General features: G+C 56.2%; 11 protein-coding genes and 1 pseudogene. 10 read left to right on the forward strand and 2 right to left on the reverse strand.

What is annotated here, in order from left to right:
* Window positions 1-302 precede the first annotated feature (302 nt).
* A complete protein-coding gene (locus ACR0D8_RS08940) occupies window positions 303-857 on the forward strand; it encodes a DUF4345 domain-containing protein (RefSeq protein ID WP_480645809.1) in 555 nt (184 codons plus the stop codon).
* A gap of 130 nt (window positions 858-987) precedes the next feature.
* Here the strand turns inward: ACR0D8_RS08940 and ACR0D8_RS08945 are convergent, their stop codons facing one another.
* Window positions 988-1,572 (reverse strand): ATP-binding cassette domain-containing protein, encoded by a 585-nt coding sequence (locus ACR0D8_RS08945; RefSeq protein ID WP_480645810.1) that lies wholly within the window; start codon window positions 1,570-1,572, stop codon window positions 988-990.
* Window positions 1,573-1,735: 163 nt separating this feature from the next.
* Between ACR0D8_RS08945 and gcvA the strand changes: the two genes are divergently transcribed.
* The 7 genes and pseudogenes from gcvA (at window position 1,736) to ACR0D8_RS08980 (ending at window position 9,975) form a co-directional block, all read left to right on the forward strand.
* A complete protein-coding gene (gene gcvA / locus ACR0D8_RS08950) occupies window positions 1,736-2,662 on the forward strand; it encodes a transcriptional regulator GcvA (RefSeq protein WP_480645811.1) in 927 nt (308 codons plus the stop codon).
* Between the two features lie 97 nt (window positions 2,663-2,759).
* Window positions 2,760-3,443 carry a DUF1989 domain-containing protein gene (locus ACR0D8_RS08955; protein WP_480645812.1) on the forward strand — a complete coding sequence of 228 codons (684 nt, stop codon included), beginning with the start codon at window positions 2,760-2,762 and terminating at the stop codon, window positions 3,441-3,443.
* Window positions 3,433-4,944 (forward strand): amidohydrolase family protein, encoded by a 1,512-nt coding sequence (locus ACR0D8_RS08960; protein ID WP_480646392.1) that lies wholly within the window; start codon window positions 3,433-3,435, stop codon window positions 4,942-4,944. The genes ACR0D8_RS08955 and ACR0D8_RS08960 overlap by 11 nt, the downstream gene beginning before the upstream one ends.
* 15 nt (window positions 4,945-4,959) lie before the next feature.
* Window positions 4,960-5,847, forward strand: coding sequence for a polysaccharide deacetylase family protein (locus ACR0D8_RS08965; protein WP_480645813.1), 888 nt, complete (start codon window positions 4,960-4,962; stop codon window positions 5,845-5,847).
* Complete coding sequence (locus tag ACR0D8_RS08970) at window positions 5,844-7,115, forward strand: amidase family protein (protein ID WP_480645814.1); 1,272 nt, start codon at window positions 5,844-5,846, stop codon at window positions 7,113-7,115. Before ACR0D8_RS08965 ends, ACR0D8_RS08970 begins: the two co-directional genes overlap by 4 nt.
* 95 nt (window positions 7,116-7,210) lie before the next feature.
* On the forward strand, window positions 7,211-7,870 hold the full coding sequence (locus ACR0D8_RS08975; RefSeq protein ID WP_480645815.1) for an FMN-dependent NADH-azoreductase: 660 nt from the start codon (window positions 7,211-7,213) through the stop codon (window positions 7,868-7,870).
* Between the two features lie 794 nt (window positions 7,871-8,664).
* Window positions 8,665-9,975: pseudogene (locus ACR0D8_RS08980) on the forward strand (IS3 family transposase).
* 816 nt (window positions 9,976-10,791) lie between these two features.
* Here ACR0D8_RS08980 and ACR0D8_RS08985 read toward each other — a convergent pair.
* Window positions 10,792-11,412 (reverse strand): TetR/AcrR family transcriptional regulator, encoded by a 621-nt coding sequence (locus tag ACR0D8_RS08985; RefSeq protein ID WP_480645816.1) that lies wholly within the window; start codon window positions 11,410-11,412, stop codon window positions 10,792-10,794.
* Between the two features lie 138 nt (window positions 11,413-11,550).
* On the opposite strand from ACR0D8_RS08985, the gene ACR0D8_RS08990 reads away from it, so the two are divergent.
* Complete coding sequence (locus ACR0D8_RS08990; protein WP_480645817.1) at window positions 11,551-12,015, forward strand: (2Fe-2S)-binding protein; 465 nt, start codon at window positions 11,551-11,553, stop codon at window positions 12,013-12,015.
* A 2-nt stretch (window positions 12,016-12,017) separates the two neighbouring features.
* On the forward strand, window positions 12,018-14,204 hold the full coding sequence (locus ACR0D8_RS08995; RefSeq protein ID WP_480645818.1) for a xanthine dehydrogenase family protein molybdopterin-binding subunit: 2,187 nt from the start codon (window positions 12,018-12,020) through the stop codon (window positions 14,202-14,204).
* Window positions 14,205-14,314 lie beyond the last annotated feature (110 nt).

Genomic DNA, 14,314 nt, shown 5'->3' on the forward strand with positions numbered 1-14,314 from the left:
CGTATTTGACTGCGTCAGTCGACTTTTTTGGTCGATTTAAACGTTGCCACATTCTTCGCGACCGACATGGACCGCCTTCGAGCGATGACAGTACTGACCGTCCCGTATCCTCCAATGCGAACTGATTGGCTGGCCATCCATCCAGCCAAAATGCATAACCGTCACCCCCTGGGACGGATGATCCAGACAGTAGGGCATACCGAAAGGGCTAGTGTCGACAATTTCCTCGTACTCATCCGAGAACAGTGCGACCAATACGTCATGCCCCAATTGGCCGGCTTCCCGCCCCTTCTCGAAATCGAATGGCGAGGCCGGCATTCCGACGGCGGAGAGCGCTCCGCCCCAGTGCCGGTTTTTACGCCGCCGTTAACAAGCTGTTAAGTCCAAAAACCGCGCCGACCCTTCTATCAAAATTTCTGGAGGCACAGACCTATGAAAAACAAACTCTGCTGCTTCGGTGCATTCTTGCGCTTCTAGGTCTCGTCATTGCCTGGTCTGGCATCGACATTGCCTTTGGTGGCATCCGCACGCTGGGATGGCTGGGGCCACCGAACATTGTAGAGATTGCCAATCAGGGCGACTTCAATGTGCAGGACATCCACTTTCGTTTTCTTGATGGCGTTTGGACCGCAATCGGGCTCAGTTATGTCCTTGGCGCCCTGACTTTTCCCCAAATGAACACGGCGCTGATCATGCTGTGTGGCCTAGTTTTCGTAGGTGGACTGTCAAGGTTTTCCAGCCCCGAAGGCAGACATCAGAGACAACCAAAGCGTCCGGTGCTGATCTGGTGTCGTTGCGCGCCTTTTTGGCCTTGGGCGTCTCGACCGTTTCGCCGGTCGACTTTTCTCCCATCATAAGCGCTGACATCTGGGTCATGGGCGTGGTCGCGACAGGAAGAACTCATTCGACACACCTATCGCGCATAATTTCGACACACCTATCGCGCATAATCATGACGCGATCGGAAATTTCGCGGATTTCATCAAGCTAGTGGCTGATGAAAATTACTCGGCAGCCGTTGGCGACCAGCTTGCGCACACCTTTGAGAAACGGCGCGACCTCGGTCGGGGCAAGAACGCTGGTGGGTTCATCCAGGATCAAGATCGATACATCGCGAAACAGCGCCTTAAGGATTTCCACCCTTTGCTTCATGCCCACAGGCATTTCCGTGACGCGGATGTCGAAATCGACGTTAAAGTCAAAGTCGTTGCAAAGCTGCCGAATGCGCGCCCGCGCTTCGGCACCCCTCTTTGTGCTGGGCAAGCCGATCAGAATGTTCTCTTCGGCAGTCATTGCGCCGACCAGGCTGAAATGCTGGTGGATCATGCCGATCCCATGCTCAATAGCTTTTGCTGGGCTGGTCACCGAAACAGGTGTTCCGCCCAGTTTGATTTCGCCGTTATCGGGCTGATACAGACCAATCAAAACGCTCGCGAACGTGGTTTTCCCCGCTCCATTCTCGCCCAGAATCGCAATGCACTCGCCCTTCGAGGCCAGCAGATTGACGTTGTGCAATGCACGAACGGCGCCAAACGACTTGTCGATGCCAGTGACTTTCAAAAATGGATCCAAGACAACCTCCCAACTTTCACACAAATTCAAGAGAGAAAGCCCTATCTTCTCAAATTAGATGTTTTCACCTCACAGCTGAGAATTTTGCCCACATGTGAACTGGCAATCGGGTTAGAGTGGAGCGACGAAATAGCATCGCATCAGGAGAGCAAAGCCGCGCGTCATGGCGAAGATACCGTCGTTGAAAAGCATTCAGGCCTTCGAAGCAGCCTGCCGGCATCTGAGTTTCAAGGATGCCGCAGATGAATTGTGCGTCACTCCGACTGCCATTTCCCATCAGATCAAATCGCTGGAGGATCAACTTGGGGTGCCCCTGTTTCACCGGCTGACCCGCGCCTTGAAACTGACGGAAGATGGGGCCAACTACGCGCCCCACATCATTGAGGCTTTCAAGAACATCGAAGCCGCCTCTCTCGCGCTGGAGGAAGACGACCTTGCGGGCACATTGACAATCTCAACAACCGGGTCCTTTGCCGCCAACTGGCTTAGCCCGCGGCTGCGAAGTTTTTACGAGAAATACCCGGAGATTTCGGTAAGGGTTCTGTCTAGCGATCAACTGGTGGATTTCAAATCCAGCGATGTGGATGTGGCCATTCGGTATGGCTTTGGCGATTATCCTGACAGCAATGTGGCTTGGGTCTTGAATGACTGGGTGGCCCCTGTCTGCAGCGTGGAAAAGGCGAAGTTACTGAGCTTCCCCCAAGATCTTCTGAAGTCGCGTCTGATCGAATACAAATGGAGCGGGTTTTCCGGTGCGGATCCGAGTTGGGAGCGCTGGATGGACGCGGCTGGCTTGCAGATAGGTGATGTCGAGCCCTATGTCACCTATTCCGAGGAACACATCTGCTTGCTGACGGCAAGCGATGGTCATGGTGTGGCCCTGGTCAGCCTTTTGGCCGCCGCGCGTTTTTTGGAACGTAATATGCTGGTCGCCCCCTTTGATACGGCATTGAAGAACAAGAGCTATTTTCTCGTCTGCCCGGAAACTTACGCCAATCGTGCACGCGTTCGTGTGTTCCGGGAATGGCTATTGGACCAAGCAGATGAGTTTCGCGACAGCGCCGTCGGTCAACGGTTTTTTGAAGATTAGCGCGTCCGCAACGATCTAATCCGTCGCTTGAATTTTTGTCATTTCTAAATTGCCGAGAAGCATGCGTTTCTGAATCCCTAACCAGGAGTTCTTGCACATGCAAAGTTTTGACCCTTCCCAACCCCATGGTTTCAATCAAACTCTGAACAGCACGGTCTCTGCCGACGGCGTCCCGGTCATTGCACAACGGTATACAGTGCCAGCACGTTGCGGTGTCGCGGTGCGTTTGACAGCCGGACAGACATTGACCATCACCAATCCGACCGGCTGGCAAGTCTGCGATTTCTGGGCGTTCAATGCGGCAGAGCTGCATGAATATTTGTCTATGCCGCATGTGCATACGGATCTTCTGTCTGTTTTCCCAAAGGTCGGTGACAGGTTGGTCAGCAATCTGCGCAATCCTCTTCTGACGCTGACCCAAGACACATCGCCGGGTGTGCATGACACAACGGTCGCCGCTTGCGATGCCAACCGGTACAAGCAATTGGGCGTTACTGATTACCACGACAATTGCGCCGACAACTTGAGGCAGGCCTTGCTTGCTATCGGGAAAAAAGCACCGCATGTGCCAGCGCCCTTCAATCTGTGGATGAACGTCCCAGTTCACCCTGATGGCAGCCTTGCCTGGGCTGCGCCGGTGTCAAAGGCGGGGGATAGCATGACATTCAAAGCTGAGATGCGAGTCTACGCCGTGATGTCGGCCTGCCCGCAAGATATCACTCCAGTCAATGGGGACGAAGGCAAACCCAGCGCGCTGGAATTTGTTGTTCATGACGGCTAATGGCGGCGACATATTTTCTGCCCGTTGGATCATCGAAGATGCTTTCCATAGTCACAACGACTTCGCGCTGTATGTTCTAGACGGCAGAATAGGTGGCTTGGCGCCTCGGGCAGTATTAAAGTCACGTTATCCCAGTGCAAGGGTGCACTCGGACACAAACACGGCGATCCTGCCCGGGTTTGTGAATGCGCATCACCATTGCTGTGGGGTGAACCTGATCAACCAAGGGATACGGGATGACCTGTTAGAGCCTTGGATTTTCGCCTCCGCCGGCGCAGCTGACGTTGCGCCGCGCCTCGCCACCGAATACGCGGCAATGCGCTTGCTGAAGAATGGGGTAACGGCTGTTGTGGATGCCTGCACCGCGGGTCAGACAGCGGCTATTGCCGAAGCGAAGATAAGGGACAAAATCGCCGTATATAATGGGCTTGGCCTGTCCTGTGCCATCGCGCCGGGCGAGAGATGGCACAACCAGCTTGTGCATCCATATGGGCAAAGCCAGTCGTTTCTGACCACCTTGCCCGAGGTTCTGCGATGCAAACTGCAACGCCAGCACGTTGCGCGCGCACGTATTGAACCGCAGAGCTATGTGCGGCTTCTGTCCAGGACGTATGGCGAATACGCGGCTTCTGAATGCGCTGATGTTTGGTTTGGCCCCACGGCACCGCATTGGACGGGCCGAGAGACCCTGTGCGACATCGCCAGGGAGGTTCGCGAAAGCGGCCAGCGCATTCACACCCATGCCGAAGAGTCTCGGCTGCGGCACCTGTCGGCTACAGCCTGGAGTTTTCAGGGTGCCATCGCAGAATTGGGCAAAGCTGGCCTGCTCACTGACGGCTTGTCTTTGGCGCATATGGTCTGGGCGGACGAAAAAGATCTGGCGCGAGTGGCCGATGCGCGCGCGCATATTGTGTGCAATCCTAGCTCCAATTTGCGGCTGCGGTCCGGCATTGCACCCGCGCCATTGATGAAGCGGATGGGCATCAACCTCGCACTGGGGATGGATGGGACCAGCCTGGCAGGCGATGACGATATGTTCGCCGAAATGCGTCTGGCGCTAAGCCTTTACTGGTCGAGTGATCGGGCGAACCCTAGCCTGACCGCGAAGGATGTTTTCGACATGGCCACTTTGGGTGGCGCGCGTTTGATGGGTATGGATCATAGCATCGGAAGCCTGTCCGTTGGAAAACGCGCCGACTTTGTGATCCTGCACCTGGACCGTCTTGAAGGTCCCTGGTTAAACCCCGGCATTGATCCGGTTGAGCTGTTGGTCAGCTCTGCAAAATCCACGGATATCCAGAGCGTCTTCACCGGCGGACAACTGGCCGTTTCGCACGGCGAGGCCCAAAAGTGCGACGAAAAGATAATTCTTCAAAACATCACCGACAGCATGCAGCGCGCCGCGGATCAAAGGCTGAGCGCCAGTGAATATGCCGTCGTCAAATCCGCATTGCAGCGCTGGTATGACGATTGGCTGACGAACAATGCCCCGCAATTGTGACAGAGGAGCAAGACCATGCAGAAGAAGATTATCTGGCCAAACGGCGCGCGATGCGCCTGTGCGATCACCTTTGATATCGATGCGGACAGCTTGATCCATATCGCAAAGCCGGTCGACGGGCATGATCGCCTCTATCCGATCTCCTTGGGGCGCTACGGGCCGACGGTTGCCATCCCTCGGATTCTAGAAACCTACAAACGCCTTGAACTGAAACAGTCCTTTTTCGCACCCGGATGGGTCGTGGAGCAATATCCAGATGCTATGCAAGCCATCCTGAAAGATGGTCATGAAATCGGCCATCACGGCTATTTGCACGAAGACCCGACAAACCACAGCGCGTCTGAACAAGCCTATTGGTTTGAACGCGCGCTGGAGTCGCATAAGCGGGTTCTGGGCAATGTGCCAAAAGGCTATCGCGCACCGGTTTATAATGTGACGCAAACCGTCATCGACCTGCTGAACAAACATGAATTCGACTATGACAGTTCGCTGATGGCGGATGATGTGCCATATATCTTGCGATCCGGCGGGCGGACTTTGGTCGAACTACCATCGCATTGGGGAACCGACGACTGGCCGCAATTCGCCCATTTTGAGGAGATTGGCTACATGATGCCCGTCGCCGGGCCACGCGCCGGGCTGACCCCATTTTGGGAGGAATACGAAGCCCAATACGAAGAAGGTGGCTTCTGGGTCGGTATTTGGCATCCCTTCCTGACCGGGCGTTTGGCGCGGTGGCGGCAGGTGGAAGACTGGATGGAAACCGTCTTGAACAGGGGTGACGTCTGGTTCGCCACTCTCGGAGAGATCGCGCAGCACGTGCGCACGCAATATGAGGCAGACCGGCAAAGCGTACGGGTTGAAGAACTGCCTTATTATAAGGCTCCGGTCCTGACGACATGAATATCCTTCAACGGGCGCGCGACTTCCTGGATTCGCTCGACGCGCATCGCGAGGTATTCCTTAGCGTTGCGCCAGAAAGACTGTTGGAGGATGCCCGATCCGCCTCCGCGCGGCGGGCCGCAGGGAGGCTGCTTGGCCCGTTGGACGGCCAGTTTCTTGCTGTAAAGGCCAATATCGACGTGCAAGCGCTCCGAAGCCATGCTGGATCTTTGGCCATCGATCCTCAACCAGCAGACAATGACGCCCCGATCGTGGCCAGGCTCCGTTCTGCGGGCGCGATCGTCTTGGGCCATGTGAACATGTCGGAATTCGCCTTCTCCGGGCTCGGAGTTAATCCGCATTTCGGCACCCCTCTGAATGCGTTGGACAGTACAATGGTGCCTGGCGGTTCCTCGAGCGGATCGGCATCAGCTGTTGCCTTGGGCTTGGCCGACATCGCCTTGGGAACAGATACCTCCGGCTCCGTGCGCATTCCGGCCGCCTGTCAGGGCCTTGTGGGGTTTCGCCCAACTATGAACTGCTATGAAAGCGCCGGGATTTTACCTCTGGCACCTTCCTTGGATACGCCAGGCTCACTCGCCTTAAACGTCAGTCAGATTTGCGCTGTGGATCGCGTTTTGTCGGATTGCAAAAAAACCAGGCACGCCTGCCGTCAACTTCTGTGCCTGAGGGAAGATGCCCTGGTGGGATTTACCCCGGAAATCAAGACAATGTACGAACAGGCCCAGCAGCATTTGTCCGAGCATGGCATCGAATTGGAAAGGGTTGATATCCGAAGTTTCACTCGTGTCACGGAGATCTTCCAAACCTATGGAACGCTGGTGAGTGCCGAAGCCTTTCGTCTTCTGCCAAGTTTGGTCGGAGACCAGCAGGCCAGACTGGACCCAAATGTGCAGGATCGCCTTGCTCAGGCGGCTTCAATCCTTGGCACAGATCTGCAGGCATTGCTGGAAATCCGGCGGGCACTCATCTCAGACTTTGGCAGGGAACTGGCAGGGAAGATGCTGCTTTACCCGACATTGCCGTCGTACCCGCCGTCTGTTCAAGCCGTGACCCGCGATAAAGGGGTCTTTGCACGGGAAAACGCTCGTATCCTGTCGGTCTCGATGAAAGCCGCTTTCCTCAATGCCCCAACAATTTCCATTCCATTTGGAGAACGGAGACCGGGGGTCAGCCTATCCTTGAGCGGCGGCGCAAACAGGGACGCGGATGTACTTGCGACGGCGTCTCATCTGGAGAAGATTTTTTCAGCGATTAGAGATGGCTGAGGTCAGCTCACTCTGTTCAGAATTCTCTTCATTTGTACCTGTGCGTCTCTGGCTTCACCTTTGAATGGTTCATTGCAAACTGACTAGGTGACAAGATGACCACAATCCTGAGAATTGACGCAAGCGTGCGCCGCACCGACAACCCTGTTGCGGCCTATAACTCCATTTCCCGTGCTTTGGCGGACAGTTTCGTGGAAGAATGGGAAACGGTTGATCCGAACGTCGAAGTTATTGTGCGTGACGTCGGAATGACCCCGCCGGATTTCATTTCCAACGACTGGATCGCGTCCGTCTTTACACCGGAAGAGGAACGCACTCCTGAACAGAGCGCTTTGGTCAGCTTGTCTGATACGCTGATTGACGAGCTCGACCGCTCCGACATCCTGCTGATTTCGACACCCATGTACAACTACGGCATGCCCGCAGCCCTGAAGGCTTGGTTTGATCAGATCATCCGGATCAACAAGACATTTACGTTTGATTTGGCGCGCGGCGACTTCCCTCTGGAACCGATCATGTCCGGCAAAACACTGGTGCTGCTGACCTCGGCTGGCGAATTCGGCTTTGATGAGGGTGGAATTCGCAATGACTCAGGTCACCTTTCTGCGCATATCAGCACATTGCGCAAGTACCTGGGCGCAGAACGCATGTTCGAAGCTGCGGCCGAGTATCAGGAATTCGCCGATGAGCGTCACAAAGCTTCGGTCGCCTCAGCTCAGGCCCAGGCACGTAGCATTGCGCGTGAGCTTGCCTAACCGTTAGCCAGTTTTTGGAAAGTAGAACCTGATGAAAAAACAGGTTCTACATTTCCAACTGATCACAGCTCAAGGTGTGTGAGGCGGGTGGTTGTTTCCTGCGCCCTTACTTGAGTGGTTCAAGTCGCTAAAGATACGAAACGGCAGCGAAGGTAGTTGTAAACCTTCATTTCGGATTGGCAGACAGTTTATACCAATCTCTTGAATCTACATCCCTGTATTCGAACTCCAGGTTCGAAGGCGGACTTTGCTATGCTGCGTTTTAACGGCAGACATGTCCCGCGTCTTTTCGTGTCCAAGCCGCCTGCGGTGAAACGACGGTTCCGACGACGCCACCGAAACCGCTTAACAACGACCGCTTCGGTGACCTGTGCTGTTGTGCAGCAAGATCACTACCGCGAGTGCGAACAGATGCTGCGCTAACAATAGCCGCGTGAGCAGAAGGCGGGCTTGTCCCGCTCAGCGACCAATTGCCATCCAGTCCTGATTGTTTGGAAAATGCGGTTCGCGACCTTCCGCAGGAGCGAAAGTCCGAAGCTCGGTCGACGGCAACCATGGGCTCCGAACCGGTAATCTGACGGCTTCAGTAGGTCATCGAGTCGGTTCAGGCGGCATCAAGGTCTGCTGTGCGAGACAATGCAGCCGTTTGATCTATCGCTATTGGGCGGCTCGAAACATCGGAAACAGGAGTGGTGCATGGTCGGCTTTGATTAAACCCATCTCTTGGAAACCATAGCGCTTATACAGCGATAGATTTGTGGGGTTTGTCGACTCTAGGAAACGGAGGACCACGAGTGGCAAACAAGAGACCGAAGCCCGAAGAGTTTGTCTCGATGTTACGGCAGGTTGAAGTTCTGATGGGGCAAGGCATGTCCCGTCTTGATGCGATCAGGCAGATCGGCGTTGTTGAACAAACCTATTACCGTTGGCGAAAGAAATGAGCCGTTGAAGGCGCCAATGGTTCGAGCCCAACTGCGAATGCGGAATGGGTGTAGATCAGTTGAAAGAACTGAACCGGCTTCAGAAAGAGAACGAACGATAGCAACGTGCGGTGTCCGATCTGACGTTGGACAAGCTGATCCTGACGGAAGCCGCAAAGGATGAAGGCCGAAAAGAAAATCATTCAGTGGATGAATTGCAGGCCTGAACGCGCAGCCCTACTGAGCGCCGCTCGTCACCGTACCTGCATCAGCCATGTACGCAAACAGCTGAACGTTTCCGAGAGACGCGCTGTCGCGGCTTGGACAACACCGGTCCACGCAACGGCGCGTCCCACAAGGCCGCGCAGACGAGGACCGACTGGTCACCGACATGATCGAGCTGGCCCGTCAATATGGCCGATATGGTTATCGCAGGATCGCTGCGCCGCTGAGAGGCTGGATGGTCCGTCAGTGATGGGCGGGTTGAACGGAGAGCCATTGATGCACCATTGGTTCGAACACAATGGCGAGCGGCGGCGAAAGGGGCTGAAAGTGCCAATGAAACAATCAAAGAAAGGTAGGTTATGGCCAAATGGCGGCTCTTGCGTTCGGCTACGGCCAGAGTATCGCAACCATGTTTGATCGCATAGCTTCGTCCATTGCCGAACCGATGATGGCAAAGCCTTCCGGGAGCTGAACATCCTTAATGAGTACAGTCGGTAGTATTTGGCTACCCGGGTCGAGCGGAAGCTGAACTGGACCGATGTAATCGACATCCTGACAGACCTGTTCATACTTCGCGGCACACCCAGTTTCATACATTCTGAGAACGGGCCGGAAATTGTCGCCCAAGCTGTCCGAGACTGGATCGCCGTCGTTGGCGCCAAAACGGCTTACATCGAACCTGACAGCCCGGGCGAGAACGGATACAGTGAAAGCTTCAATGGCCGGTTCAGGGACGAACTGCTCAACGGTGAGATCTTCTACAGCCTACGCGAAGCTCAAATTCTGATCGAACAATCGAGAAAACACAACAACACAAAACGTCCCCACAGTGTTCTGGGCTACCGCCCGCCGGCACCTGAATCCATCATCCCGATGGATCACAGGCCGACGATGCACAAACAATCAATTTGCACCAGTCAGATGAGGCTGCTCACCCACGACCCGCGTGTCGATCAGTAGGTCGGATACATATGGGCGACTTCCGAAAACGTGTGAGAAATCATTTGCGAACAGCAGCCGGAACATACATTTGGGCCGGAATTCCCGTGACCTATTCCCGTGCCATGAGAGACCAAAGTCAGATGAAGTCACAAGGACAATGGAAAACTCTGATTCTGCTCACGAACTCCTATTGAAAGTTGAGAAAGTGAGTTCGGGCGCGACTTGCAGTATCAAGTATTCCTCCGGGAATTCTTCATGAACCCCGAAGAACACCTAGCCACGCGGTGAGGCGAAAGTCACCGGCCTTCGGCTGTGCAGCCAGAGGGTTTAACCAAGGCACATCATTCTTAGAGTTCCCGCCAAAGAAGAAGCACGGCGTTTCCCCGCCCGTCGCTTGCCGAATTACCGAAAATGCTGCATCGTCAATCAAGTGAAGCACGGCTTCACCATCAGGCAGGGACTAATGCTACAAATATGCTTCGCACCAAATTCACCCCTAACAAACACATAAAAAACAACACCCTACGCTCAGTCGCACAAATCCATCATCGGAGCCACGCTTAACCGCGCCGCATTTTGTGCGTTGTTTTTCAAAGCATTAGCTCCATATCTCTGCAACGACCGGACAACATGGTTGCGCGAAGTCCCCAGTTGAGTTTCCGGATTTACGTCGGTCTGCGATTCCGGCGTGCGATGGTGTAGCACAACTGATGGGACAGGACACCGCCAAATACGGCCAACTGTCAAAGCCGGACTCACTTTCGTTAAAAACTTCGGAGTACGAGGCTCGCAAGCGATCGGGAGTCAAACCAGCAAATGGGGCATCCGTGGCATCTAGCCGTGAGCGGAGGCAGTTGCGCCGTATCGGCTGAGGATCATATCGACGCTGCTTTCGACGGTCGAAGTCATCTCGGCTTTGCTCAGGACTTCTCCGGTGAATATCATCGGCCAAAAGGCTCTGGCCTTGATGAGGCCGATAAACTCGCGGCCGGCCTGTTCGGGGTCCTTGATCACCAATTGCCCGTCGCTGGCGGCATCCCTCAGCATGGCGACGAAGATCGGAGTCTTGTCCAGCTTGCCCTGCGCCGCCGCCGCCAGAACCGGGTTGCGCAATGTTTCGCTGATCACCATCCGCGACATCGCGATGACTTCGGGCAGCATCAGAATCCGGCCCTCGGCCCAGGCCAGATCGATCAGCTGTTCGCGAATGTCCCGGCCTTTTTGGTACCGGATATCCAACACGCCCGCGAAACGGCTGGACAGCTCGACCACAATGGATCGAAACAAATTTTCCTTGCTTTCAAAATACTTGTAGAGTGTGCGCTTTGAAACCTCGGCGCGGGCGGAGATGCGGTCCATACTTGCCGCAGCGAACCCCTTTTCCTGGAATTCGGCCACCGCCGCTTCGATGATCTGAGTATGTTTGGACGCGTTGGGCGCGCTGCAATCCGTCATATTTCACAGCTATAGACCCATTGACGGATCAAGGTCAAACACTACGTAAACTCTCCGGTTTACAGGCAAAACAACTTGGCGTAGTGTAAACCCGCCAGTTTACCGATTCAGGTAACCAGCCCAACAGGAGACCCCCTCATGTCTTTGACTTTGAAACTGAATGGCGAGACCCACACGGTTGACGCCGAACCCGGCACGCCCCTGCTGTGGGTGATCCGGGACGAGCTCAAACTGACCGGAACGAAATTCGGCTGCGGCGTCGCCTCGTGCGGCGCATGCACCGTACATCTTAACGGCGAGCCGGTGCGCTCGTGCCAGACCTATATCGAAGACGTTGAAGATGCAGAAATCACCACAATCGAAGCGATTGGCGACGGCAAGATCGGAGCGGCCGTGCAACAGGCCTGGGTCGAGCTGGACGTGGTTCAGTGCGGCTATTGCCAGTCGGGACAGGTGATGTCGGCTGTTGGCCTGTTGTCCGAAAATCCCAAACCCTCGGCCGAGGACATTGACTCATATATGCACGGCAACGCCTGCCGCTGCGCCACCTATCAACGCATTCGCGCCGGAATCCAGCGCGCATCCGAGATTCTGGAGGCCTGATCATGACTGTTAACACATCACGCCGTGGATTTCTGAAAGGCGCCGCTGCAGCCGGTGTCGTGCTGCTGGTTGGTGCCCGTCCTGACGGCGCGCTGGCGGCTGCATCTTCTGAAACCGCGCAGTTCAACCCGTTCGTCAAAATCGATGCCGATGGCACCGTGACCGCGATCGTGAAGCATTTTGAGAAAGGCCAGGGTCCCGCGACCGGCTTGCCAACGCTGATTGCCGAAGAGATCGGCCTGCGTATGGATCAGATCGAATATGAGTTCGCACCATCCAACCCGCAGGTCTATAACAACCTGCTGTTCGGCCCGTTCCAGGGCACCGGCGGTTCGACCGCGATGGCGAATTCGTGGATGCAATACCGTCAGGCTGGCGCGGCTGCGCGTGAAATGCTGATCGCCGCCGCTGCCCAAAGCTGGGGCGTGGACGCGTCCGCCGTCACCATTGAGGAAGGGATCGTCACGGCAGGCGACAAGTCTGCACCGATAGCCGAGTTCGTGGCCGCCGCCTCTCAACTCGAAGCACCGACTGAGCCGCGTCTGAAGGATCCGTCGGAATTCCGGTTGATCGGCAACGAATCCGTGCGCCGCAAGGATTCCGCCATCAAGGGCAACGGACAGGCGATGTACGCCATGGACGTTCACCTGCCAAACCAGATGGTCGCCATGATCAAGCGTCCTGAATCGCGCGGCGGTATCGCCACCGGCTTTGATGACAGCGCCGCGCAGGAGGTCAAAGGCTATATCAGTTCGGCGGTTCTGCCCAACAAGGCCGGCGTCGCAGTCTATGCTGAAAACACCTGGGCCGCGATACAGGCGCGGGACGCGCTTGAGGTCGAATGGGATGTGTCGAATGCCGAAACCCGTCACTCGGACCAGATCAGGGCCGAGATCATGGCAGCACTGGACGCGGAACCGACATACAACGTGAACAAGGCCGATGCGGCTGCGGTCGCAGCGGCGATTGACGGTGCGGACAAAGTCGTCGAAAACACCTTCTACTTCCCGCTGCTGGCCCACGCGCCGATGGAACCGCTGACCTGCACAATCGAGCAGACGTCTGACGGTGATATCGTGCTGCATGATGGCAGCCAGATGCCAACCGGCCCGCACATGGCCTATCAGCAGATCTTTAACCTGCCGCCGGAAAAGATCCACATCAACACGATGCTGGCGGGCGGCTCGTTCGGGCGTCGCGCAACGCCGGATGCGGACTATCAGGTCGAGGCCGCGCTGGCCTTTGTGGTCACCGACCGCTCGCGCCCGGTTAAACTGGTCTGGACGCGCGAGGATGATTTCCGCAGCGGTTATTACCGCCCCGCATTCGGGCATAAGGTTCGCGTAGGGCTGGATGCCGATGGAAACATCGTCGGCTGGCAGCATCAGGTGGCCGGACAATCGATCATGAAGGGCACGGCGTTTGAATCCTTTGCCGTGCATGACGGGGTCGATCACAGCTCGATCGAAGGCATTGCCGACAGCCCGTACAAGATCCCCGGCATGTCGCTTGGGCTGACGGATACACCCAAGGCAACCTCGGTTCTGTGGTGGCGATCTGTGGGTCACACCCATACGGCCTACGCAATGGAGACCATGATGGATATGGCGGCCAAAGCTGCCGGGCGCGACCCGGTGGAATTCCGTCTTTCCCATCTGGCGGATGCGGGCGATCCGGATCAGCAGCGCAAGGCCAATGTGCTGAAACTGGCGGCTGAAAAGGCCGGTTGGGGCAATGTGCCCGCCGGCCGGTCTCAGGGCATCGCGGTGCACAAGTCCTTTGGGTCCTACGCGGCCCAGGTTGTCGAGATTTCGGGCGATCCGGATGCCGGCATCAGGATCGAAAAGGTCACCTGCGCCGTGGATTGCGGGATTGCCGTGAACCCGGATATCGTGCGCGCCCAGATGGAAGGTGGCATCGGATACGGCATCGGCCATGTGATGCGCGACAAAATCACGCTGACCAGCGGTGCCGTCGATCAGTTCAACTTCCCGGACTACGAACCGCTTCGGATCGGTGACATTGCCGCAATCGATGTGCACATCGTGCCATCGGCCGAGGCACCGACCGGTGTGGGCGAGCCCGGAACACCCCCGTCAGCGCCGGCGCTGGCTAACGCCATCAGCGCCCTGTCGGGCCTGCACGTTGCCGAACTGCCAATGGCTGAAAACGGCGTCACCTTCTCGTGACACAACTGCCCCGCGCCCCTGGTCATGGGCGCGGGGCAATTTGATCAAATTTCGTGACAAGGCGCGCCGCGTCGATTAAGTCTCGGGGAACCATGGTGATGGAGAACCCG

The sequence above is a fragment of the Ruegeria sp. BG10 genome, assembly GCF_056538575.1.

What these genes read in the sequence shown, in the direction of transcription:
- ACR0D8_RS08940 (WP_480645809.1), top strand. Translation starts at nt 303, where the DNA reads ATGGCGAGGCCGGCATTCCGACGGCGGAGAGCGCTCCGCCCCAGTGCC.
- gcvA (WP_480645811.1), top strand. Translation starts at nt 1,736, where the DNA reads ATGGCGAAGATACCGTCGTTGAAAAGCATTCAGGCCTTCGAAGCAGCC.
- ACR0D8_RS08955 (WP_480645812.1), top strand. Translation starts at nt 2,760, where the DNA reads ATGCAAAGTTTTGACCCTTCCCAACCCCATGGTTTCAATCAAACTCTG.
- ACR0D8_RS08960 (WP_480646392.1), top strand. Translation starts at nt 3,433, where the DNA reads ATGACGGCTAATGGCGGCGACATATTTTCTGCCCGTTGGATCATCGAA.
- ACR0D8_RS08965 (WP_480645813.1), top strand. Translation starts at nt 4,960, where the DNA reads ATGCAGAAGAAGATTATCTGGCCAAACGGCGCGCGATGCGCCTGTGCG.
- ACR0D8_RS08970 (WP_480645814.1), top strand. Translation starts at nt 5,844, where the DNA reads ATGAATATCCTTCAACGGGCGCGCGACTTCCTGGATTCGCTCGACGCG.
- ACR0D8_RS08975 (WP_480645815.1), top strand. Translation starts at nt 7,211, where the DNA reads ATGACCACAATCCTGAGAATTGACGCAAGCGTGCGCCGCACCGACAAC.
- ACR0D8_RS08985 (WP_480645816.1), bottom strand. Translation starts at nt 11,412, where the DNA reads ATGACGGATTGCAGCGCGCCCAACGCGTCCAAACATACTCAGATCATC.
- ACR0D8_RS08990 (WP_480645817.1), top strand. Translation starts at nt 11,551, where the DNA reads ATGTCTTTGACTTTGAAACTGAATGGCGAGACCCACACGGTTGACGCC.
- ACR0D8_RS08995 (WP_480645818.1), top strand. Translation starts at nt 12,018, where the DNA reads ATGACTGTTAACACATCACGCCGTGGATTTCTGAAAGGCGCCGCTGCA.